Raw genomic sequence first — 21,622 nt, 5'->3', positions numbered from 1 at the left:
GCGCTGCGCGCGGGCCAGCCCCTGAGCCCCAAGGAACAAGCCGTGCATCAGGCCGGGCTGGTGTCGGTGCTGGCCTCGTTGCACGACGAGCTCGACGAGGCGGTACTGGCCGCCTACGGCTGGAGCGATCTGGCTGGCCCCTGGTGGGCCGCCCCGGTGCCACCACGACGCTGCCGGACAAGCCGCCCGAACAGGCCGCCGCCGAGGAGGAGCTCCTGGCGCGGCTTGTCGCCTGCAATGCGCGCCGCGCCGCCGAAGAAGCCCGCGGCACCATCCGCTGGCTGCGCCCGGACTTCCAGGCCCCCACCGCCGCGCCCGCCGAAGCCGCTGGCCCCACCGAGGCGCTTCTAAATCTAGAGCAAGAAAGCGGCAATTCACGCCGGGCTTCCGGGGTTTTTTCTTCAAAACCTGCCGACGAAGCCACTCCGAACCCCGCTGGCGACGGCGCGGCCCACCCGCCACCCGCAGCCACGTCCGTACCGGCGCCACACCCACACCAACACCCACCGCCGAGCCGCCCCTGCCCTGGCCCGCCAGCCTGCCCGAGCAGGTGCGCGCCGTCGCCGAGGTGCTCGAGCGCGCCGCGGCACCGGTGCCGATCTCCGCCATCGAGTCCCGCTTCAAAGGCCGCGGCCCGTGGAAAAAAAGCCTGCCCCGCATCCTCGAAACCCTCGAAGCCCTGGGCCGCGCCGAACGCCTTGCCACCCCCACCGGCGAGTGCTGGCGCGGCTGAGGCAACGCTGAACCCGTCTCTCGCCCGCCGCGCACCCCGGCGGCGGGCGGTCTGCGCGCTTACAAATCCTGAGAGCAAACCTCACCCATTTCACACCGCCAATCGCTGAAAAATTCTTGAAACACGAGCTTCATGGCCCTGTCACAGCGCTGAGTGAAGATCGGCGGGCGAAGCGTCCGGTTCTGGCGCACCGAAAACGTGCGAGGTTGCCATGCGAGCCCAGCCGATCTTTGAAAAGACCCCAAAAGCCTTGGAAGTGTTGGCCCAGCGCGGGCGTGAACTGACGCCCCGGCAACGGGCCTTGCTGCTCTTGGTCAATGGACAGCGCAGCCTGCGGGAGTTGGAAGCGCTCATGGGTCAGCCCGTCGCCGATCCGTTGCAGTCGCTGCTGCAGGGCGGCTACCTGCGGCCCGCGAACCTTGTGGCAGCCGAGCCTCCGCCCGACGACCCGGTGGTTGCCGCGCCCCCGGTCCGCGTCGCCACGGTGGCCGACCGGTTCACGCACGGCCGCTCGGTCGCCGCGGCGCGTATGTACCTGTTCGACATGACCGAGCGCTTCTTTGCGCGCGCCCAGCCCGAGCGTGCGCAGCAGTTGCGCGACTTGTTCCGCCAAGCCCGCGATGTGGCCGAACTGGTCGAGTCGGCGTGGCTGCTGCTTGCGTATGTCAAGGCGCTTGCCGGCGAAGAGCGTGCCGAGGGCATCCGCCTGCGGCTGGCCACCATGCTGCCCGAGGGCGCGCTCGACGCCGTTACGTCCGCTACAGAATCTTCCGAAGCAAGCCTGTGACCTGGCGGAAGCGCGCGCCGTAGGGCGGGTAGAACAGATGCCCTAGCCCCAAGCGCGACTGCACCAGCACCGATTTTTCGTGGGTGAAGGTCAGGAAGCCGCGGTGGCCGTGGTAGGCGCCCCAGCCGCTTTCGCCCACGCCGCCAAACGGCAGGTTCTCGTGCGCGATGTGCATGAGCGTGTCGTTGACCGACACGCCGCCGCTGACGGTGCGGTTGAGCACCGCGTCGCGTGATGCGATATCGCTGCCGAACCAGTACAGCGCCAGCGGCCGCGGGCGTGCGTTGATCGTCTCGATGGCTTCATCGAGCGTGTCGTAGGGCAAGACGGGCAGCACCGGGCCGAAAATTTCCTCCTCCAGCACGCGCTGCCCGGGCTGCGCGCCAAAGAGCAGCACCGGCGCCATCTGGCGCGTCTCGGGGTCGATGTGCAGCTGATCGAGCGCGCCGCCTGCGGGGTCGACCACGACCACGCGCGCACCGCCAGAGCGGGCCTCCTCGACCAGCGCGCGCAGCCGCGCGAGGTGGCGCTCGGTGATGACGCTGGCGTAGTCGCCGTTGCCCAGGATTTTCGGAAACAGCCGAGCGACCGCCTGGGTAAAGGCGCGCTCGAAATCGGCCTCCATGCCGCGGGGCAGCAGCACATAGTCGGGCGCAATGCAGGTCTGGCCCGCGTTGAGCAGCTTGCCGTGGGCGATCTTGAGGGCCGCGTCACCCATGGTGACCGAGCGATCGATGACGGCGGGCGACTTGCCGCCGAGTTCGAGCGTGGTCGGCGTGAGGTTCGCCGCCGCCGCAGCCGCCACCTTGCGACCGACCGCGGTCGATCCGGTGAAGAACAGGTGATCGAAAGGCAGCGAGGCGAATTCAGCCGCGACCTGCGCGTCGCCCTCGATCACGCAAAACTCCTCCGGCGCGTAGTGCTGCCGCACCAGTTCAGCCAAGAGCGCCGAGGTGCGCGGCGTGAGTTCGCTGGGCTTGAGCATGACCCGGTTGCCCGCGGCCATGGCCGTAGCCGCCGGAGCCAAGGCGAGTTGGATCGGATAGTTCCACGGGGAAATCACCCCCACCACGCCCAGCGGCTGACGCTGGATGTAGGCCGTGGCCGGCTGCAAGTACACCGGCGTGGCCACCCGCGTGGGCTTCATCCAGCGCGACAGGTGGCGCTGCAGGTGGCCGAGCATGGCGCGCAGCACGAACAAGTCGGCCACTTCGGTCAGACCCGGCGAGCGCACGCCAAAATCAGCCTCCACGGCCGCATGCAGGGCCGCACCGTGGCCGTCGATCAGCTTCTTCATGCGGTATAGCCGGTCGCGTCGCACCGAGAGCGGCGGGTCGACCTCGGCGCGGCTGGCACGGAACTGGGCGTCGAACAAAGCGTGCATGGGCATGGCGGACTGTGGTTGGATTGAGCGTGACGTGGCCCATCATAGAAGCGCCGTCGCCGCCCGATTAGAGGGCTCGCCCCAATCGACCCGGCGAAAAAAAAGACCCCCGGCCCGAGGGCTGGGGGTCTAGCACAGGCCGTGGTGCAGGGCCGATCAGGCAACGCCGCCGCTGAAGATGAACTGGCCTGGGGCGCGCACCGGGTCCACCGAGACGGTGATGACCGACTTCGGCGGGAAACGCCCTTCGAGCAGCAGCTTCGCCAGCGGGTTCTCGATGCGCTGCTGGATCGCCCGCTTGAGCGGCCGCGCGCCGAACACCGGGTCGAAGCCCACTTTCGCCAGCTCCTCGAGCGCCGCGGGCGTGACCTGCAGATCCAGATCCATCTTCGCCAGCCGCTCGCGCAGCGCTTGCAGCTGGATGTTGGCGATCGACTGGATGTGCTTGGCGTCCAGCGGATGGAACACCACCGTCTCGTCGATGCGGTTGAGGAACTCGGGCCGGAAGTAGTTCTTCAGCTCGTCCGTCACCGCGTCCTTGATCTCGTCATAGGGCCGCCCGGCCATGTTCTGGATGATGGGCGAGCCGATGTTCGAGGTCATGACGATGACCGTGTTCTTGAAGTCCACCGTGCGGCCCTGGCCGTCGGTCAGCCGCCCATCGTCGAGCACCTGCAACAGCACGTTGAACACGTCGGGGTGGGCTTTTTCCACCTCGTCGAGCAGCAGCACGGAATACGGCTTGCGACGCACCGCCTCGGTGAGGTAGCCGCCTTCTTCATAGCCCACATAGCCCGGGGGCGCACCGATGAGACGCGCGACCGAGTGCTTCTCCATGAACTCGCTCATGTCGATGCGCACCAGGTGCTCTTCGCTGTCGAACAGGAAGCCGGCGAGCGCCTTGCACAGCTCGGTCTTGCCCACGCCGGTGGGGCCGAGGAACAGGAACGAGCCGGTGGGCCGGTTCGGGTCCGACAGACCCGCCCGCGAGCGCCGGATGGCGTTCGAGACCGCAACGATCGCCTCGTCCTGGCCGACCACGCGCTCGTGCAGCTTCTCTTCCATGTGCAGCAGCTTGTCTTTCTCGCTCTGCATCATCTTGGAGACCGGAATGCCAGTCGCGCGGCTGACCACCTCGGCGATTTCCTCCGCGCCCACTTGCGTGCGCAGCAGACGGCGCGGCTTGCCTTCGCCACCGGCGGCGGCTTCCTGCTCTTGCGCCTGCTTGAGGCGACGCTCGAGCTCGGGCAGCTTGCCGTATTGCAGCTCGGCGACCTTGTTGAAGTCACCCTTGCGCGTGAGCTCCTCGATCTGCAGCTTGAGCTTCTCGATTTCCTCGCGAATCTGTTTGCTGCCGAGCACGGCGGCTTTTTCGGCCTGCCAGATCTCTTCGAGGTCGGCGAGCTCTTTCTTGATCTTGGTGATTTCTTCCTCGATCATCGCCAGGCGCTTTTGCGACGCCTCGTCGTGCTCTTTCTTCAGTGCCTCGCGCTCGATTTGCAGCTGAATCAGCCGCCGGTCGAGCTTGTCCATCACTTCGGGCTTGGAGTCGATCTCGATCTTGATCTTGGCTGCCGCCTCGTCGATCAGGTCGATCGCCTTGTCGGGCAGGAAGCGGTCGGTGATGTAGCGATGGCTCAACTCGGCCGCGGCGACGATCGCCGGGTCGGTGATGTCCACGCCGTGGTGCAGCTCGTACTTTTCTTGCAAGCCGCGCAGGATCGCGATGGTCTGCTCGACGGTGGGCTCATCGACCATCACCTTCTGGAAGCGGCGCTCGAGCGCAGCGTCTTTCTCGATGTATTTCCGGTACTCGTCGAGCGTGGTCGCGCCGATGCAGTGCAGCTCGCCGCGCGCCAGCGCCGGCTTGAGCATGTTGCCCGCATCCATCGCGCCCTCGGCCTTACCGGCGCCCACCATGGTGTGGATTTCGTCGATGAAGAGGATGATCTTGCCCTCTTCCTGCGCGATTTCCTTCAGCAGCCCTTTGAGCCGCTCTTCGAACTCGCCGCGGTACTTGGCGCCGGCGAGCAGCCCGGCCATATCGAGCGAGAGCACGCGTTTGTCGCGCAGGCTCTCGGGCACTTCGCCGTTGACGATGCGCTGCGCCAGCCCTTCGACGATGGCGGTCTTGCCCACGCCGGGCTCACCGATGAGCACCGGGTTGTTCTTGCTGCGGCGCTGCAGGATTTGAATCGTGCGGCGAATTTCGTCGTCGCGGCCGATGACCGGGTCGAGCTTGCCGTTGCGGGCGCGCTCGGTCAGGTCGAGGGTGTACTTCTTGAGCGCTTCGCGCTGGCTTTCGGCTTCGGGGTTGTCCACTTTCTGTCCTCCTCGGATGGTGTTGATGGCGGTTTCTAAAGATTTACGGTTGAGGCCGAGCTTTCGGGCCTCGTCGGCCAGGGTCAGCCGTTTGTCGGCTTCCAGCGCCAACAGGAACATTTCGCTGGCGATGTAGTCGTCGCCGCGGTCGAGCGCTTCCTTGTCGGCCGCCTGCAGTAGGCGCAGCAGGTCGGGGCCGACCTGCACCTGGTCCTGACCCTGAACCTCAGGCAAACGGGCAACGGCCGCATCGGCGGCTGCCTCCAGGGCGCGCACGTCGACGCCAGCGCGCTCCAGCAAGGAACGCGGCCCATCCTGCTGCCGCAGCATGACGGCGAGCACATGGGCCGGATCGATGTACGCATGGCCCTTGCTCATGGCCAGCGTCTGCGCTTCCTGCAGCGCTTCCTGGAATTTGGTGGTGAGTTTGTCGATTCGCATGGAAATCCTCCGTTGACTCGGCAACTTGGGCCAGATCGGAAGGATTTCAAGGCAGGCTCAGCGCAGCCGCTTGGCGGCCCGACCGTGACCCTAAGCGTTACGGCGCTCGATGCCCCAGCGCGCCAGCGCCGCGTCGTCGCTCACGCGGGCATCGACCCAGCGCGCGCCCTCGGGCGTCTGCTCTTTCTTCCAGAACGGCGCCTGGGTTTTGAGGTAGTCCATGAGGAATTCGCAGGCCCGGAAGCTCTCGCCGCGGTGCGCGCTGATGACCGCCACCAGCACGATCTGGTCCAGCGGCTCGAGCAGACCCACGCGGTGAATCACCCGCGCGCCGAGGATGTCGAAACGCTGGTGCGCCTCGTCGATCATGGCCTCGATGGCCTTTTCCGTCATGCCGGGGTAGTGTTCGAGCTCCATCGTCGAGACCGATACGCCTTCGTTGCGGTCGCGCACCGTGCCCACGAACGCGCAGACCGCGCCCACGCCCTTCTTTTCCGCGCGCAGCCGCGCGACCTCGGTGGAAAGGTCGAAATCCTCGGTCTGGATGCTCACCCGCGGCGTGCCCATGGGATTCAACCTCCGGTGACGGGCGGAAAGAAGGCGACCTCGCAGCCCTCGGCCAGCGGGTGGTTCTCATCGGCCATGACCTGGTTCACCGCCGCGCGCACCGCCCGCCCCGGCGCGAGCAGCTCGGCATAAGCCCCACCGCGCGCCACCAGCGCCTGGCGCAGCTCGCCCACATTGGTCGCCGAAGTGTCGAGGGCAAGTTCGGAAATCCCCAAGCCCTCGCGCAGCGAGGCAAAAAAGCGGAGTTGGACGTGGATGTTCGGCATAGCCCAAACATCATAAGCCGAGCCCGATCGAACGCATTCAGCGCTGCCCGAGCCAAGCCGCCAGTGGCTGCGGCCGCGACCAGAGATAGCCCTGCCCGAGATCGACGCCCCGCGCGGCCAGGAACGCCCGCTGCGCTTCGGTTTCGACGCCTTCGGCCACCAGTTCCAGACCCAGCGCCTTGGCCATGGCGATCAGGGCCTCGACGAGGCTGTCGGCCTGCGCGCCGGCGCCCAGATCGCGCACGAAGCTCGCGTCGATCTTGACCACATCGAAGGGCAGTTGGCGCAGGTAAGACAGGGACGAATAGCCAGTGCCAAAGTCGTCGAGCGCCAGGCGCACGCCGTGCGCAGCCAGGCGTTCCAAATGCGCCCGGCCGTTGGCACTTTCGAGCAGCACCGACTCGGTGACTTCCAACTCGAGCCGCTCCGCGGGCCAGCCGGTGCGCGCGAGACGCTCGAGCACCTGGTCGGCAAAGTCGGGCAGCTCGAGCTGCCGCGCCGAAACGTTGACCGCCACATGCCGCCAACGGGGTTGCGCGCGCGCCAATTCGGGCGCTGCCGCCAACGCCAGATCGAGCACGCGCCAGCCGAGCGCGGGCATCAGACCCGCGTCCTCGGCGAGCGGGATGAACTCTGCCGGCGGAACCAGCCCGCGCTGCGGATGCCGCCAACGCAGCAAGCCCTCGGCCGCGACCGCCTCGCCCGAATCGAGCGCGATTTGCGGCTGCCACCACAGCTCGAGACCGTCCGTCCCGCTGCCCTGCAAGGCCGCCTCGAGCGCAACCCGCAAGGCCCGCGTGGCCTCGGTCGACTGGCTGAACCCCCGCTCATACAGCACCCAGCGGTTGCGGCCGGCCGCTTTCGCGCGATAGAGCGCTTCATCCGCATGGCGCAGCAGCGTCCCGGGGTCGGCCCCGTCGCGCGGCCCAAGCGCAATGCCGATGCTGGCGCCCAGCGACCAGCGCTCGCCGCCCGCCACCAGCGGCGTGCGCAGCGCCTCGAGCACATCCTCGGCGCGCTCGATCGCGACCTCGGCGCTGACGCCCTCGAGCAGCAGCACGAATTCATCCCCGCCCAGCCGAGCGGCGAGGTCGCCCGCGCGGACATGATGGAGCAGCCGCGGCGCCACCTCGCGCAGCACCTCGTCGCCGACCTCATGACCGCGCGTGTCGTTGACTTCCTTGAAGTAGTCGAGGTCGATGAACAGCAAGGCAATCGAGCTCTCCCCCCGATCGGCGCGCGCCAGCGCATGCTGCAGGTGCTCCATCAGCAGCCGCCGGTTGGGCAGGTCGGTCAGCGCGTCGTGCAGCCCGATGTGCAGCAACCGTTGTTCCGCAGCGCGCAGCGCGGCGACCTCGCGCGCCAGATCCGCCTCGCGTGCCCGCAGCCGTGCGGTGTAGACCGCCAGCCGCCGCCGGAGGTGGTTGAGGGCGCGCGCCAGCGTGTGCAGCTCGGCACTCGCATAGTCGGTGCGCACCGAATCGGTGAAGCTCAACGCCGCCATGCGATGAGCCGCATCGGCGAGCGTCTCGATCGGCCTCGAAAGCTGGTCCGCCCAGCGGCGCACGAGCACCGCGGCCGCCGCCATGGCCAGCACCATCGAGAGCAGCAGCGCCCCAAGCCAGAACCGAAGCGGCGGCAGAAAGCTCATCCAGGGTGCCGCCAGAAACAAAGTGAGCGTCTCGTTCCCCAAAGCCACGGGCTGACGCGTCCAGAGCCAGGGCTGCCCCGTGATCCACGCCGTGTGGACGGCCTGGGCGTCGCTGGCATGTGCCACAAGCGCGCGCAGCACCGGATCGGGCGCCGCATCGAGCCGCATCAGTTCAGGCTCGCCCGAAGGCGCCACGCCCAGCGTCAAGGACACAGCGCCGCCTGCCAACCCCAGCAATTCATCCCCATCGAAATCAACCATCGCCACACGGCCCTCATGAGGCCGCGACAGGCGCTCGGCGATGGCCTGGATCTCCTGCACCCGCAGGTCGAATCCCAGGGTCCAGAGACTTCCGTCGCGGGCGCGCCAGGCGCGGGCTGCGGTGATGCCGGGCTCGCGCGTGATGTAGAACACATAAGGGTGGGTCCAGCGCGTCACGCCGGGTTGCTCGGTCGCCAGCCGGTACCATGGGCGTACACGCGGGTCGTAGGGCAGGCGTTCACGCCAGCGGCGCAGCTCCTGGCCCTGCGGGTCGAAGGCAACGAAGCGATGCTCGTCGCCCCAGCGCTCGCGATCGGTCAGGCGGAGCCACCATTCCTGACGGTCGGCCCGCCACAGCAACAGCCAGCCCTGGCCGTGTTCGTTGCCCAGCACGACCGAAGTCGCGGGCGGCAGCGCCGTCATCACGCCGCGCGCCTGCCGGATGAAGGCTTCGGGCGCATCGAGCGTCGGCGGATTGGCCTGCCAGTCCGCGATCAGCAGGGTTTGCAGACCGCCCACATCGTCAAACGCCGTCGCCACTTCGGCACGCACGGTCTGCGTCTGGCTCGAAAACAGGGCTTCGGCGTGCCGCTGCGCCAAGGGTGCGACGACGACCAACACGACGATGAGCAAAAACGCCAGCAGCAACCCCAACGCCGTCCCAAGAAGACGCACCAGCAAAATCCGCCGAAACCGCGGCCGTACCGGCTGCGCCAAGGGCGCAGGGGAAACCGGCGGTTCGGGCGGGGCCATGGGGCGGTTCCTGGGGCGTGTGCCCTTAGCCGATCAGGCCCTGGAGCGGCCAGTAGGCGACCCGGTCGCCGTGCCGAATGGCCTGGCCCGGCGGGTTGTCGACGAAACCGTCGCCCCAGACCGCCGAGGTGAGCACCCCCGAGCTTTGATTGGGGAACAACTCGAGCCCGCCCTGGGCGTTGCGGCGCACCCGCAGGAATTCGCGGCGCTTGTCGGGCCGCGGCCAGTCGAAGTGCGCGGGCAGCCACAGCGGCGCGGGCAGACCCGCCGGCGCGCCTTGCAAAGCCAGCAGAAACGGCCGCACCAGCACCAGAAAGGTCACGAAACTCGAGACCGGGTTGCCAGGCAGACCGATGAAGTGGCAGTGCGGGCCGGAGGCATGGAGGCTGTTGGCGCCCCTGCGCACATGGCCATGCGCGAAGGGCTTGCCGGGCTTGATGGCGATCTGCCACAGGTCGAGCGCGCCGAGCGTGCGCACGGCGGGTTTGATGTGGTCTTCCTCACCGACCGAGACGCCGCCACTGGTGAGGATGAGGTCGTGATGGTCGGCCGCGCTTTGCAAGGCTGCGACCGTGGCGTCGAGCCGGTCGGGGACGATGCCGAGGTCGCTCACCTCGCAGCCGAGGCGATGCAGCAGCGCGCGCAGAAAGAAGCGGTTCGAGTTGTAAATCGCGCCGGCGGGCAGCGCTTCGGGCGCGACTTCGCCGGGCATGACGAGTTCGTCGCCGGTCGAAAACAGCGCCACCCGAGGCCGCGCGACGACTTCGAGCCGCGCCGCGCCAATGCTCGCCGCAAGCCCCAGGGCGGCGGGGTTGAGCCGCGTGCCGCGCGTGAGCACGGTCGCACCGCGCGCCACATCCTCGCCGGCGCGGCGCACGAACTGGCCCGCGCGCGGCACCGAGAGAAAGCGCCCGCCATGCAGGTCGCCGCTGACCGCCTCGGTGTCTTCCTGCGGCACCACGGCGTCGGCACCTGCGGGCACGGGCGCGCCGGTGAAGATGCGCGCGGCCGTCCCAGGCTCGAGCGGCTGCGGCGCGTCCCCCGCGGCGATGCGCTGCGACACGCGCAGCACGACGCCGGGGTGGCTGACATCGGCGGCGCGCACCGCATAGCCGTCCATCGACGAGTTGTCTTGCGGCGGCACGTGCAAGGGGGAGATCAGGTCTTGCGCGAGCACCCGCCCGTCGGCCTCGAAGGTGGAGACGAAGTCCCGCCGGGCGAGCGGCGAGACGGTGGCCAGAAGCGCGGCGAGCGCGTCGTCGAGGGGGCGCAGCGGCGCGCGCGCCGGTGGCGTCGCCAAGGGCGCGGCACGGTGCGCGTCGTTCGATGCGGCCTCAGCAGGCGAGGGGGGCGCATAGGGCGGAACATGGGTCATGGCAGCGAACTCCGGGATAGGCCGCAAGGCCCGGCGGCAATCTTGCAACGCTGTGTTTCAAATGTACAGCGCGGCGTCGTATTCGAAGCGCTCACCGTGCGCGATCAGCCAGCGCGCGAGCGCGTCGGCGTCGTTGAGGTCGAGGACCGGCAGACCGGTGGGCTCGGGCAGCGCCGCGGGGTCGTCGGTGGCGACGGCGACGATGAAGTCGTCATGCGGGTACCGCGCCGGCTTGCCCGAGGCCGCGCGCCAGACTTCGATCTTGAGCAGGTCGCTGTCTTTGTAGCCTTCGACCAGCACCCAATCGACGCCGGGCCAGAGTTCCGCGATCAGCTGGTGCACCGTGAGTTCGCCTTCGCGCTCGAACTCACGAATCAGGGCGAGCCGGCGGCTTGAGGCGGCGACCACCTCGAAGGCGCCCGCCTCGCGGTGGCGGAAGGTGTCTTTGCCGGGATGGTCGATGTCGAAGCGGTGGTGCGCATGCTTGACCACCGACACGCGCTGCCCGTGCAGCTTGAGCGCGGGGATGAGCCGCTCGACCAGCGTGGTCTTGCCCGAGCCCGAATAGCCCGCAAAGCCGACGACCTTCATAGCCATCCCTGTCGATGATTCATTTTTTGAGAGCAACAACCGACCATTTCACGCCGGCATGGGGCCGAAAAAGCATCAAACCGCAGCTGCGATGAGCGCCTTGACCGCCTCGGCGTCGGCATCGAGCACCTGCACGCGCTTGGGCAGATCCTCGATGCCCACAAACCGCGCCGGGCGCTCGGGCTCGCGTCCCAAGGCCTCGATGATGGTGTCGGCGAACTTGATCGGCAGCGCCGTCTCGAGCACGATCATCGGCACGCCGGGCTTCCCGTGTTCACGCGCCACCTTGACGCCGTCGGCGGTGTGCGGGTCGATGATGACGCCGTCGCGCGCGTACACGTCGCGGATGGTGGCCAGACGGTTGGCGTGGGTGCTCTTGCCGCTCTCAAACCCGTAGCGGCTCCGGGCGAGCGCAAAGGCCGGGTCCTGGCTGAGGTCGAACCGCCCCTCGCGCGCGAGTGCCTCGCCAAACAACGCCTTGCAGCGTGCGGCGTCTCGCCCGATCAGGTCGAACACGAAGCGCTCGAAATTGCTGGCCTTGGAAATGTCCATCGACGGGCTCGAGGTCTCGTGCGTGTCGGCGCTGCCGCGCACGCGGTAGACGCCGGTGCGGAAGAATTCATCGAGTACGTCGTTTTCGTTGGTGGCCACGACCAGCCGGTCGATCGGCAACCCCATCTGCCGCGCCACATGCCCCGCGCAGACGTTGCCGAAGTTGCCCGAAGGCACGGTGAACGACACCCGCTGGCTGTCGTCGGCGGTCGCCTGGAAATACCCGGCGAAGTAATAGACGACCTGCGCAAGCAGCCGCGCCCAATTGATCGAGTTGACCGTGCCGATCTTGTAGCGGCGCTTGAAGTCGAGGTCGTTGCTGACGGCCTTGACGATGTCTTGGCAGTCATCAAAAACGCCGCGGATGGCGATGTTGTGGATGTTTTCGTCCATCAGGCTGTACATCTGCGCCTGTTGGAAGGGGCTCATGCGGCCATGCGGGCTGAGCATGAACACCCGCACGCCCTTCTTGCCGCGCATCGCGTACTCGGCCGCGCTGCCGGTGTCGCCGCTGGTCGCGCCGAGGATGTTGAGCGTCTCACCGCGGCGGGCGAGTTCGTACTCGAACAGGTTGCCGAGCAGCTGCATCGCCATGTCTTTGAACGCGAGCGTCGGGCCGTTGGAGAGCGCTTCGAGCATCAGCCCAGGCTCGAGCGGCTTGAGCGGCACGATCTCGCGCGTGCCGAACACCTCGGCGGTGTAGGTGCGCTCGCAGAGCGCGCGCAGGTCATCGGCCGGGATGTCGTCGATGTAGAGCGAGAGGATCTCGAACGCCAGCGCCGCATAGCCGTCGCGCTGCCAGACCCCGCGCAGCCGGGCCAGGGCCGCGGCGTCGAGCGACGGGTAATGCTCGGGCAGGTAGAGGCCGCCGTCGGGCGCGAGCCCTTCGAGCAGGATTTCGCAGAAATGACGGCGCTCAGGATGGCCGCGGGTGCTCAGGTACAGCATCTCAGTTCAACTCTTCCTTGCGGATGCGCACGATCGGCGCGAGCACCGTGGGCAGCGCCTGCAGCCGGGCCAGCGCCTCGTTCATCGTGCCTTCGCGGGTTTCATGGGTGAGGATGATGAGGTCGGTGGCGGTGGCGCCCTCGCCCAGCACTTCATCGGCCTCGCGCTGCAGCACCGCGTCGATGCTGATGCCCGCCTCGGCCACGATGCCGGTCACGCGCGCCAGCACGCCGGCCTCGTCGGCCACGCGCAGGCGCAGGTAGTAGCTGGTGCGCACCTCGCTCATGGGCAGCACCGGCAGGTCGCTCATGGCGTCGGGCTGGAAGGCCAGATGCGGCACGCGCTGGTGCGGGTCGGCCGTGTGCAGCCGCGTCACGTCCACCAGGTCGGCAATCACCGCGCTGGCCGTAGGCTCGGCGCCCGCGCCTTTGCCGTAGTACAGCGTCGGCCCCACCGCGTCGCCGTGCACCACCACGGCGTTCATCGCGCCCTCGACGTTGGCGATCAGCCGCTTGGCTGGAATCAGCGTCGGGTGCACGCGCAGTTCGACGCCGCCGGCCGCACGCTTGGTGATGCCCAGCAGCTTGATGCGGTAACCCAGTTGCTCGGCGTACTTGATGTCCTGCGCGCCGAGCTGCGTGATGCCTTCGACATAGGCCTTGTCGAACTGCACCGGAATGCCAAACGCAATCGCGCTCATCAGCGTCGCCTTGTGCGCGGCGTCCACGCCCTCGATGTCGAAGGTCGGGTCGGCCTCGGCGTAGCCCAGGCGCTGCGCCTCCTTGAGCACCACGTCGAAGTCCAAGCCCTTGTCGCGCATTTCGGACAGGATGAAGTTCGTCGTACCGTTGATGATGCCGGCGATCCACTGGATGCGGTTGGCGGTCAGCCCTTCGCGCAGCGCCTTGATGATCGGAATGCCCCCGGCCACCGCGGCTTCGAAGGCCACCATCACGCCCTGGGCCGACGCGGCCGCGAAAATCTCGGTGCCGTGCACCGCCAGCAGCGCCTTGTTGGCCGTGACCACATGCTTGCCCGCAGCGATCGCTTCGAGCACCAAAGTCTTGGCGATGCCGTAGCCGCCGATGAGCTCGACAACGATGTCGATGTCGGGGTTGGCAATCACTGCCCGAGCATCGGCCACCACGGCCACGCCGTCACCGACGATGGATGCGGCTCGGGCCACGTCGAGGTCGGCCACCATCGTGATTTCGATGCCACGGCCCGCGCGACGGCGGATTTCTTCCTGATTGCGCCGCAGCACCTCGAAGGTGCCCCGCCCGACGGTGCCGATGCCAAGAAGGCCGACTTGGATGGGTTTCATAGCCATTTTTCCAACAAAATCGCATCCAGCCCGGCGAATATCGGCGCTGTATTGCTACTAAAAAAGAAGTGTCAATCGGTGCCGTGACGGCGTCGATAGGTTTCGAGAAACTTCGCCAGCCGGCCGATCGCCTCGCGCAGATCGTCTTCGTGCGGCAGAAAGACGATGCGGAAGTGGTCGGGGTCGGGCCAGTTGAAGCCGGTGCCCTGCACCAACATCACGCGGGTTTCCTGCAGCACCTCGAGGAAGAATTGCTGATCGTCCTCGATCGGGTAAATTTTTGGATCCAGCCGCGGGAACATGTAAAGCGCCGCCTGCGGTTTGACACAGGTGACGCCCGGAATCGCGGTGATAAGTTCATACGCCAGGTCGCGCTGGCGCCGCAGCCGCCCGCCCTCGCCCACCAGGTCTTTGATGCTCTGGTAGCCGCCCAGCGCCGTCTGGATCGCGTACTGGCCCGGCACATTCGAGCACAGTCGCATGTTCGAGAGCATGTTGAGGCCCTCGATGTAGTCCTTCGCCGGCCTTTTGTCGCCCGAGACCACCATCCAGCCCGCGCGGTAGCCGCAGGCGCGATAGGCTTTGGAGAGCGAATTGAAAGTGAGCGTGAGCACGTCCTCCGACAAACTCGCCAGCGCCGTGTGCTTGGCGCCGTCGTAGAGCACCTTGTCGTAGACCTCGTCGGCGAAGATCACCAGCCGATGCGTGCGTGCGATCTCCACGATTTCGCGCAACAAAGCGTCGGAATACAGAGCGCCGGTCGGGTTGTTGGGGTTGATGACGACGATGCCCTTGGTGCGCGGCGTGATCTTCGCGCGGATGTCGTCGAGATCGGGCATCCAGCCGTCTTCTTCGCGGCAGCGATAGTGCACGGGCGTGCCCCCCGAAAGGCTCGCTGCGGCGGTCCAAAGCGGATAGTCGGGCGAAGGCACGAGGATTTCATCGCCGTTGTCGAGCAAAGCGTTCGTCGCCATCACGATCAACTCACTCGCGCCGTTGCCGAGGTAGATGTCGTCGAGCGTCACGCCTTTGACGCCTTGCTCCTGCGTGTAGTGCATCACGGCCTTGCGCGCCGGGAAGATGCCCTTGCTTTCCGAGTAACCCGCCGAATTCGGCAGGTTGCGGATCATGTCCTGCTGGATTTCCTCGGGCGCATCGAAGCCGAACACGGCCAGGTTGCCGATGTTGAGCTTGATGATCTTGTGCCCCTCCTCCTCCATCTGCCGCGCCGCGTCCATGATCGGGCCGCGGATGTCGTAGCAAACGTTGGCGAGCTTGGCGGATTTGCGGATTGGCTTCAAAGTCCCTCCGGACGGCAGTGTTCAGGCAAGGCGCGTCTCGCCTGGCCCGGGCATCGGAAACCTATAATTTGAACACATCGGCCACGGGGCTCGCCCACCATGAAATTCACCGCTGACCGCTACGACGTGCCGATCGTCACCGGCTACGGCCCCGACTGGATCGCGGTCGACGGCGAACGCATCGACGACAGCGTCCTCATCAGCAGCCTGGGCGCACGCGAAGCCTGGAACTGCGCTGCATTCGAACAGCTCGAAGCGCAGCACTTCGAGACCCTGCAGCGCTTTGGCGTCGAGCTGGTGATTTTCGGCAGCGGTTTACGCCAGCGTTTTCCGCATCCCCAGTGGCTCGCTGGCCTCTATCGCGAGCGCATCGGCGTCGAAACGATGGACACCCGCGCCGCGTGCCGCACCTACAACATCCTCGCCGGCGAAGGGCGCAAGGTCTTGCTGGCGGCACTCATCGAGCGCGTGGCGCCTCCGGGAAGCCCCTAGACCGCGCCGACACCCAAAGCGCGGTAAAATCTCGGTTTGCCGCAATCCACGGCCTGGCCCTGAACAGCGGTTCATCTTGAGACCGCAACCGGCCTCTGGCCTTGCAGCACCGACTGTCACACAAGATTGAAGACCATGGCGATCGTTGTCAACAAACCCCTCCCGGAATTCGAAGCCAACGCAACCGGAGGCGTCAAGGTCACGAACACGTCGCATCTCGGGCAAATCCTGATCCTTTACTTCTACCCGAAGGACAACACGCCCGGCTGCACCACCGAAGCAATGCAGTTCCGCGACCATTACCCAGACTTCGTCAAGGCCGGCGCAGTCGTCTTCGGCGTTTCGCGCGACAACATGAAGTCGCACGAAGAGTTCAAAGCCAAGCTCGAGCTGCCCTTTGAACTCATAGCCGACACCGAAGAAAAAATGTGCCACATGTTCGGCGTCGTCAAAAACAAGATCATGTATGGCAAAAAGGTCAAGGGCATCGAGCGCAGCACCTTCCTCATCGGCCCCGACGGCATCGTGAAGGAAGAATGGCGCGGCCTCAAAGTCCCCGGCCACGTCGAGGAAGTGCTCAAGGCCGTCAAGGCCCTGAAGAAAAAAGAAAAAGCCGCGGCATAAGGCAACGCCAGGCCAGCCCCTGCGGCGGGAGGGGCGGCCGCATGTGCATAATCGACGGCATGCCACTGCCGCCTCCACCCGCCAAGCGGGCCGCCGTCCTCCCCAAAGAAGTCATCGAAACACTCGCGCCGCCCGAAGCGCGCGCGGCTGCGTCTCCGAAGGCGCGAGGCCGCAGCCGCCATGCGCCGCCGCAAGCGGCTGGCGCGGCCCCTGCGACGGTAACCGAGCGAATCCTCGCCCCCGCTGCCGCCCCGGCTCCCCAGCCAGAAGCGCATTCCGCACCGACCGCGCCGCGGAAAGCCGCGGCTGCGCCCGCCAAACGCAGCGCTTCGAAGCCGGCTGCGGCTTCAGCCGCTGCGACGCCCCCAAAAGTGTTCGTACTCGACACCAACGTGTTGATGCACGACCCGATGTGCCTGTTCCAGTTCGAGGAACACGACATCTTCTTGCCGATGATCGTGCTCGAAGAACTCGACGGTCACAAAAAAGGCATGACCGAAGTGGCCCGCAACGCCCGGCAGGCGAGCCGCATGCTCGACGCGCTGGCCGCGCATGGCAAAGATCTGGGTGCCGGCATCCCGCTCGACGCCACCGGGCACCGGGAGGCCACCGGCAAGCTGCTGTTCCAGACCCAGGCCCTGGAGCACGCGCTGCCGCTGAGCCTGCCGCAAGGCAAGGCGGACAACCAGATCCTCGGCGTCGTTCAGGCGCTGGGTCGGGCCTTGGCCCCGCGCGAGGTCGTGTTGGTGTCCAAGGACATCAACATGCGCGTCAAAGCACGCGCGCTCGGCCTGGCGGCGGAGGACTACCAAAACGACAAGGTGCTCGACGATGGTGACCTGCTCTACACAGGCTCGCTCGCGCTGCCGGCGAATTTCTGGAGCAAAAACGGCAAGACCGTGGAGAGCTGGCAGCAGGGGCAGCACACCTACTACCGCATCACCGGGCCGATCGTCCCCTCGCTGCTGATCAACCAATTCGTCTATTTCGAAGCACCGGGCGAGCCCAGCCTCTATGCCCGCGTCACCGAAATCCGCGGCAAAACCGCGGTGTTGCGCACGCTGCGCGACTTCACGCACCTGAAAAACGCGGTCTGGGGCGTGACGGCGCGCAACCGCGAACAGAACTTCGCGCTCAACCTGCTCACGGACCCCGAAATCGACTTCGTCACCCTCGCCGGAACGGCCGGCACGGGCAAGACGCTGATGGCCCTGGCCGCTGGCCTGACCCAGGTTCTCGACGAACGGCGCTACACCGAAATCATCATGACGCGGGCGACCGTCAGCGTTGGTGAAGACATAGGCTTCCTGCCCGGCACCGAAGAAGAAAAAATGGGCCCCTGGATGGGCGCGCTCGACGACAACCTCGAATTTCTCGCCAAAGGCGATGGCGGCAACGCCGGCGAATGGGGGCGCGCGGCCACGAACGAACTGATCCGCAGCCGCATCAAGATCAAGAGCATGAACTTCATGCGCGGGCGCACCTTCTTGAACAAGTTCGTGATCATCGACGAGGCGCAAAATCTCACGCCCAAACAGATGAAAACGCTGATCACGCGCGCCGGCCCCGGCACCAAGATCGTCTGCATGGGCAACCTCGCGCAGATCGACACGCCGTACCTGAGCGAGGGTTCATCCGGGCTGACCTATGTCGTCGACCGGTTCAAAGGCTGGCCCCACAGCGGCCACATCACCCTCGCACGTGGTGAGCGCTCACGCCTCGCCGACTTCGCCAGCGAAGTGCTCTGAGGCAACGCTGAACAAGTCCCTCGCGCGTCGCGCATCCCGGCTGCGGGCGGTCTGCGTCGTTGCAAATCCTCGCCATAGCTTCGGCTATGGCTGCGGTTTGCGCCTCGCATGCCATCCCGCGGCCGCTCGCGCACCATCACGGGAACTTATTCAGCGTTGCCCTGAGCCTCAGTAGCCTTCGTTGGGCGTGTAGTTCTCGAAGCGGGTCAGCGGCGCGATAAAGGTCAGCTTGACGGTCCCGGTTGGGCCGTTGCGCTGCTTTCCGATGATGATTTCGGCGACGCGTGGCTCTTTGCTGTCTTTGTTGTAGTAATCGTCGCGGTAGATGAACATGATGATGTCGGCGTCTTGTTCGATGGCACCGGACTCGCGCAGGTCGCTCATCATCGGGCGTTTGTCGGTTCGGGTCTCGACGCTGCGGTTGAGCTGCGAGAGCGCAATCACCGGACATTGCAACTCCTTGGCGAGCATCTTTAGGCCGCGCGAAATTTCCCCGAGTTCCGTCGCCCGGTTGTCGCCCGCGCTGCTCGAGCCCCCCATGAGCTGTAGATAGTCGACGACGATCAAGCCGAGTTTGCCGCATTGACGTCCCAAACGGCGGGCGTTGGCCCGCAGTTCGGCCGTCGTCAGGCCCGGCGTTTCGTCGATGTGGAGCGACACGGTGCGCAGCCGCTCGATCGCTTCGGTCAGGCGCGGCCACTCCTCGTCGGTGAGCTTGCCGGTGCGCAGATGCCCCTGGTTGATGTGGCCGATCGAGCCCACGATCCGCACCGCCAACTGTGAGGCACCCATCTCCATCGAGAACACCGCGACCGGCAGCCCTTCGTTCAACGCGACATGCTCGGCGATGTTGATCGCAAAAGCGGTTTTACCCATACTGGGCCGCGCGGCAAGGATGACCAGGTCGCCCGGCTGCAGTCCCGATGTCATGCGGTCGAGGTCATAAAAACCCGTGGGCACGCCCGTGATGTCGTTGGGGTTCTCGGCCATCTCCTGGACGCGGTCGAGCAGCTGCACGACCAGCGCATCCATCGACTGGAAGCCCTGCTTCATCCGCGCGCCTTCCTCGCCGATGCTCAAGATCTTCTGCTCGGCCTCGTCGAGGATCTTATCGACCGGCTTGCCCTGCGGGTTGAACGCGTTGGTGGCAATCTCGTCGCTCGCCGTGACGAGCTTGCGCAGGATGGAGCGCTCGCGCACGATCTCGGCATAGCGCCGGATGTTGCTGGCACTCGGCACGTACTGCGCCAGCGCATTCAAATAGGCCAGACCGCCGGCCTCTTCCGCCTTTCCCTGAACCTGGAGCTGGTTGAACACCGTCACCACGTCTGCGGGCTTGGACTGATGGATCAGCGCCCCGATGGCCGCATAGATCAGCCGGTGTTCGTAGCGATAGAAGTCGGTCTCGACCAGCAGATCGCCCACACGATCCCATGCCAGGTTGTCGAGCAGCAAACCACCCAGCACGCTGGATTCGGCCTCGACCGAGTGCGGCGGCACGCGCAAGCGTGCCACCTCCGAGTCCGCCGCAACGTGGAGATCGTCGGGGCCCGGAACATCCGGCAAAGTCAGGCTGGTGTGCATGGAATTCATCGAACCAAGAGAAATGAAGATGCTATCGCCCCAGCGTCGCTCCGTCACGGGACAAGTCTGTGGACAAACCGGGGATCGGCAGGGGAAATACCGGGGAAATGCAGGGGAAATGCTGGGGAACGCGGTTGCCGCCGAGCCCCAGGGCGACGCGCCCAAAAAAGAAAGGCCGCCGGAGCGAACCCCGGCGGCCTGACATGCAGGGCCGACGTTTACGCGGTTTCGCCGTAGACCGAAACCGTCACTTCGACCAGCACATCGGTGTGCAGCGCCACGCCCACGGTGGTGTCGCCCACCATCTTGATCGGGCCGTGCGGCATGCGGATTTGCGCCTTCGCGACTTTGTAGCCCATTTTGTTGAGCTCTTCCGCAATGTCGTGGTTGGTCACCGAGCCAAACAGACGCCCGTCGACGCCCGCCTTTTGGGTGATCTTGATGGTGCTGCCCGCGAGCTTTTCGCCCTGGGCTTGTGCTTCGGCCAACTTGGCCGCAGCGGCCTTCTCGAGTTCAGCGCGGCGCGCTTCGAACTCGGCCTTGTTGGCGGCCGTCGCCCGACGCGCCTTGCCGCTGGGAATCAGAAAGTTGCGGGCGTAGCCGTCTTTGACCTTGACGATATCGCCGAGATCACCGAGGTTGACGACCTTTTCGAGCAGGATGACTTCCATCGTCGTTCTCCTCAGATCTTGTGTTGGTCGGTGTAGGGCAGCAGCGCCAGGAAGCGCGCACGCTTGATTGCGGTGCTCAGCTGGCGCTGGAAGATCGCCCGGGTGCCCGTAAGGCGCGCGGGGATGATCTTGCCGTTTTCAGCGATGAAGTCACGCAGCGTGTCGACGTCCTTGTAGTCGATCTCGGTCACACCGGTGACCGTGAAGCGGCAGAAGCGCTTGCGCTTGAACAACAGGTTTTGTGCGGGGCGCTTGGGGCGCTTGTCTTTATTGAAACGTTTCGGTCCGGCCATGATGGACTCCTGAAGATGGATCGGTCTTAAATTCTTGAAGATGCAAAACGACGCCTTTGCCGTTGCGCGAAGTCGCGAGAAAACCGCGAAACCGCCATGAACTGCCTACGGCTTGCCGGCTGAGGGTTTCTGCCAGCGAACCCAGCGCCACGGCCCGCATCCTGAGCTTGACGACGCGGGCTGTGCCCGCCTCCTCGACCACCGACTCATGCTCCAGCCAAAGATCCAAAGCCGGCACGCCCGCAGGCGTGTACCGAATGGGCTTGGCTTCTTCGATGAGCGCGTCGAGTTCGAAACAGTTCACTCAGGAAAAGGCAAAGGCGACGGCCATCAGGCGCTGTGCTCGACGGCGCCGGATTTGCGGGCTTCCTCGCGCTCGACGATTTTCATCATCGACGACGGGCCCGTCTCGGCTTGAGCCTTTTGGACCGTCAGATGGCGCAGCACCGCATCGTTGAAGCGGAATGCATGCTCGAGCTCGGCCATCACGGCTTGATCGGCCTCGATGTTGACGCACAGATAGTGCGCCTTGCTGAGCTTGTTGATTTGATAGGCGAGCTGACGGCGCCCCCAGTCCTCGACACGGTGGATCTTGCCGCCGCCGGCGGTGATCATGCCTTTGTAGCGCTCGAGCATGGCCGGAACCTGCTCGCTCTGATCCGGGTGGATCAGCAAAACGATTTCATAGTGACGCATCGATACTCCTTGTGGATAGCCCAATCAGGCGTTGGCAACAGCCACCCCCGGCGTCAACACGGGGTGTGGCAAGGGAAAGCCCGCAATTATACGAAAACCCAGCGCAGCGCCGTCCGCGCTCAGAGGCTGAGAGGGAATTGGGCGTGCCCGAAGGGGCGCCCCAAAACGCGCCCGAGTAGGCGCAAAGCACAGCCGTAGCTCGGGCTACGGCGCGCATTTGCAACGCCCTCGGGCGTGTTTTGGGGCGTCAAAGCGGGC

The 21,622-nt window shown here is 66.0% G+C and carries 20 protein-coding genes; 5 read left to right on the top strand and 15 right to left on the bottom strand.

Annotated elements, in window-relative coordinates; translation table 11 throughout:
• The first annotated feature begins 550 nt into the window (after window positions 1-550).
• On the top strand, window positions 551-733 hold the full coding sequence (locus JHC36_RS04395) for a hypothetical protein (protein ID WP_287916330.1): 183 nt from the start codon (window positions 551-553) through the stop codon (window positions 731-733).
• A 211-nt stretch (window positions 734-944) separates the two neighbouring features.
• Window positions 945-1,520, top strand: a complete 576-nt coding sequence (locus tag JHC36_RS04390) for a hypothetical protein (RefSeq protein ID WP_287916328.1) — start codon at window positions 945-947, stop codon at window positions 1,518-1,520.
• Here JHC36_RS04390 and JHC36_RS04385 read toward each other — a convergent pair.
• The 10 genes from JHC36_RS04385 to JHC36_RS04340 all read right to left on the bottom strand — a co-directional run bounded on the left by JHC36_RS04385 (window position 1,492) and on the right by JHC36_RS04340 (window position 15,256).
• Window positions 1,492-2,910 carry a coniferyl aldehyde dehydrogenase gene (locus tag JHC36_RS04385; RefSeq protein ID WP_287916325.1) on the bottom strand — a complete coding sequence of 473 codons (1,419 nt, stop codon included), beginning with the start codon at window positions 2,908-2,910 and terminating at the stop codon, window positions 1,492-1,494. The two genes, JHC36_RS04390 and JHC36_RS04385, sit on opposite strands and share 29 nt — an antisense overlap.
• 150 nt (window positions 2,911-3,060) lie before the next feature.
• Window positions 3,061-5,667 (bottom strand): ATP-dependent chaperone ClpB, encoded by a 2,607-nt coding sequence (gene clpB, locus JHC36_RS04380; RefSeq protein WP_287916322.1) that lies wholly within the window; start codon window positions 5,665-5,667, stop codon window positions 3,061-3,063.
• Between the two features lie 90 nt (window positions 5,668-5,757).
• The gene (locus tag JHC36_RS04375; RefSeq protein WP_287916319.1) at window positions 5,758-6,234 is read right to left on the bottom strand and encodes a molybdenum cofactor biosynthesis protein MoaE; all 477 of its coding nucleotides are present in this window, start codon (window positions 6,232-6,234) and stop codon (window positions 5,758-5,760) included.
• 5 nt (window positions 6,235-6,239) lie between these two features.
• Window positions 6,240-6,491, bottom strand: a complete 252-nt coding sequence (gene moaD, locus JHC36_RS04370) for a molybdopterin converting factor subunit 1 (RefSeq protein WP_124223776.1) — start codon at window positions 6,489-6,491, stop codon at window positions 6,240-6,242.
• Between the two features lie 46 nt (window positions 6,492-6,537).
• Window positions 6,538-9,165, bottom strand: coding sequence for a putative bifunctional diguanylate cyclase/phosphodiesterase (locus tag JHC36_RS04365; protein ID WP_287916316.1), 2,628 nt, complete (start codon window positions 9,163-9,165; stop codon window positions 6,538-6,540).
• Window positions 9,166-9,190: 25 nt separating this feature from the next.
• Complete coding sequence (locus JHC36_RS04360) at window positions 9,191-10,540, bottom strand: molybdopterin molybdotransferase MoeA (protein ID WP_503006850.1); 1,350 nt, start codon at window positions 10,538-10,540, stop codon at window positions 9,191-9,193.
• Window positions 10,541-10,597: 57 nt separating this feature from the next.
• Window positions 10,598-11,167: a molybdopterin-guanine dinucleotide biosynthesis protein B gene (gene mobB / locus JHC36_RS04355; protein ID WP_287916332.1), complete on the bottom strand. Its 570-nt coding sequence runs from the start codon at window positions 11,165-11,167 to the stop codon at window positions 10,598-10,600.
• Window positions 11,168-11,206: 39 nt separating this feature from the next.
• A complete protein-coding gene (gene thrC / locus JHC36_RS04350; protein ID WP_287916314.1) occupies window positions 11,207-12,631 on the bottom strand; it encodes a threonine synthase in 1,425 nt (474 codons plus the stop codon).
• A gap of 1 nt (window position 12,632) precedes the next feature.
• Window positions 12,633-13,955, bottom strand: coding sequence for a homoserine dehydrogenase (locus JHC36_RS04345; protein WP_287916312.1), 1,323 nt, complete (start codon window positions 13,953-13,955; stop codon window positions 12,633-12,635).
• Window positions 13,956-14,026: 71 nt separating this feature from the next.
• On the bottom strand, window positions 14,027-15,256 hold the full coding sequence (locus JHC36_RS04340) for a pyridoxal phosphate-dependent aminotransferase (RefSeq protein ID WP_287916310.1): 1,230 nt from the start codon (window positions 15,254-15,256) through the stop codon (window positions 14,027-14,029).
• Between the two features lie 99 nt (window positions 15,257-15,355).
• Between JHC36_RS04340 and JHC36_RS04335 the strand changes: the two genes are divergently transcribed.
• The 3 genes from JHC36_RS04335 (at window position 15,356) to JHC36_RS04325 (ending at window position 18,120) form a co-directional block, all read left to right on the top strand.
• The gene (locus JHC36_RS04335; RefSeq protein ID WP_124223606.1) at window positions 15,356-15,748 is read left to right on the top strand and encodes an Mth938-like domain-containing protein; all 393 of its coding nucleotides are present in this window, start codon (window positions 15,356-15,358) and stop codon (window positions 15,746-15,748) included.
• A gap of 135 nt (window positions 15,749-15,883) precedes the next feature.
• Window positions 15,884-16,372, top strand: coding sequence for a peroxiredoxin (locus JHC36_RS04330; protein WP_124223603.1), 489 nt, complete (start codon window positions 15,884-15,886; stop codon window positions 16,370-16,372).
• Between the two features lie 59 nt (window positions 16,373-16,431).
• The gene (locus tag JHC36_RS04325; RefSeq protein WP_287916304.1) at window positions 16,432-18,120 is read left to right on the top strand and encodes a PhoH family protein; all 1,689 of its coding nucleotides are present in this window, start codon (window positions 16,432-16,434) and stop codon (window positions 18,118-18,120) included.
• Window positions 18,121-18,288: 168 nt separating this feature from the next.
• Here the strand turns inward: JHC36_RS04325 and dnaB are convergent, their stop codons facing one another.
• The 5 genes from dnaB to rpsF form a co-directional block, all read right to left on the bottom strand.
• Window positions 18,289-19,704 carry a replicative DNA helicase gene (gene dnaB / locus JHC36_RS04320; RefSeq protein WP_287916301.1) on the bottom strand — a complete coding sequence of 472 codons (1,416 nt, stop codon included), beginning with the start codon at window positions 19,702-19,704 and terminating at the stop codon, window positions 18,289-18,291.
• Window positions 19,705-19,922: 218 nt separating this feature from the next.
• Window positions 19,923-20,375, bottom strand: a complete 453-nt coding sequence (gene rplI, locus JHC36_RS04315) for a 50S ribosomal protein L9 (RefSeq protein WP_124223596.1) — start codon at window positions 20,373-20,375, stop codon at window positions 19,923-19,925.
• Window positions 20,376-20,386: 11 nt separating this feature from the next.
• Window positions 20,387-20,668 (bottom strand): 30S ribosomal protein S18, encoded by a 282-nt coding sequence (rpsR, locus tag JHC36_RS04310; RefSeq protein ID WP_124223593.1) that lies wholly within the window; start codon window positions 20,666-20,668, stop codon window positions 20,387-20,389.
• Entirely contained in the window at window positions 20,643-20,972 is a 330-nt protein-coding gene (gene priB / locus JHC36_RS04305; protein WP_124223590.1) for a primosomal replication protein N, read from the bottom strand. Before priB ends, rpsR begins: the two co-directional genes overlap by 26 nt.
• Window positions 20,973-20,998: 26 nt before the next feature.
• Window positions 20,999-21,364, bottom strand: a complete 366-nt coding sequence (gene rpsF, locus JHC36_RS04300) for a 30S ribosomal protein S6 (protein ID WP_124223587.1) — start codon at window positions 21,362-21,364, stop codon at window positions 20,999-21,001.
• Window positions 21,365-21,622 lie beyond the last annotated feature (258 nt).

The sequence above is a fragment of the Tibeticola sp. genome (genome assembly GCF_022759015.1).
Taxonomy (GTDB): Bacteria; Pseudomonadota; Gammaproteobacteria; order Burkholderiales; family Burkholderiaceae_C; genus Tibeticola; species Tibeticola sediminis.
The sequence above is the reverse complement of the archived record's forward strand: the minus strand, read 5'-3'. Positions and strand labels throughout refer to the sequence as shown.

Excerpts from the sequence above, each read along its gene's own strand:
- thrC (WP_287916314.1), bottom strand. The coding sequence starts at position 12,631 with ATGCTGTACCTGAGCACCCGCGGCCATCCTGAGCGCCGTCATTTCTGC.
- clpB (WP_287916322.1), bottom strand. The coding sequence starts at position 5,667 with ATGCGAATCGACAAACTCACCACCAAATTCCAGGAAGCGCTGCAGGAA.
- rpsR (WP_124223593.1), bottom strand. The coding sequence starts at position 20,668 with ATGGCCGGACCGAAACGTTTCAATAAAGACAAGCGCCCCAAGCGCCCC.
- JHC36_RS04325 (WP_287916304.1), top strand. The coding sequence starts at position 16,432 with ATGCCACTGCCGCCTCCACCCGCCAAGCGGGCCGCCGTCCTCCCCAAA.
- dnaB (WP_287916301.1), bottom strand. The coding sequence starts at position 19,704 with ATGCACACCAGCCTGACTTTGCCGGATGTTCCGGGCCCCGACGATCTC.
- JHC36_RS04375 (WP_287916319.1), bottom strand. The coding sequence starts at position 6,234 with ATGGGCACGCCGCGGGTGAGCATCCAGACCGAGGATTTCGACCTTTCC.
- rpsF (WP_124223587.1), bottom strand. The coding sequence starts at position 21,364 with ATGCGTCACTATGAAATCGTTTTGCTGATCCACCCGGATCAGAGCGAG.
- rplI (WP_124223596.1), bottom strand. The coding sequence starts at position 20,375 with ATGGAAGTCATCCTGCTCGAAAAGGTCGTCAACCTCGGTGATCTCGGC.
- JHC36_RS04335 (WP_124223606.1), top strand. The coding sequence starts at position 15,356 with ATGAAATTCACCGCTGACCGCTACGACGTGCCGATCGTCACCGGCTAC.
- JHC36_RS04385 (WP_287916325.1), bottom strand. The coding sequence starts at position 2,910 with ATGCCCATGCACGCTTTGTTCGACGCCCAGTTCCGTGCCAGCCGCGCC.
- JHC36_RS04345 (WP_287916312.1), bottom strand. The coding sequence starts at position 13,955 with ATGAAACCCATCCAAGTCGGCCTTCTTGGCATCGGCACCGTCGGGCGG.
- JHC36_RS04365 (WP_287916316.1), bottom strand. The coding sequence starts at position 9,165 with ATGGCCCCGCCCGAACCGCCGGTTTCCCCTGCGCCCTTGGCGCAGCCG.
- JHC36_RS04330 (WP_124223603.1), top strand. The coding sequence starts at position 15,884 with ATGGCGATCGTTGTCAACAAACCCCTCCCGGAATTCGAAGCCAACGCA.
- JHC36_RS04390 (WP_287916328.1), top strand. The coding sequence starts at position 945 with ATGCGAGCCCAGCCGATCTTTGAAAAGACCCCAAAAGCCTTGGAAGTG.
- JHC36_RS04360 (WP_503006850.1), bottom strand. The coding sequence starts at position 10,540 with ATGACCCATGTTCCGCCCTATGCGCCCCCCTCGCCTGCTGAGGCCGCA.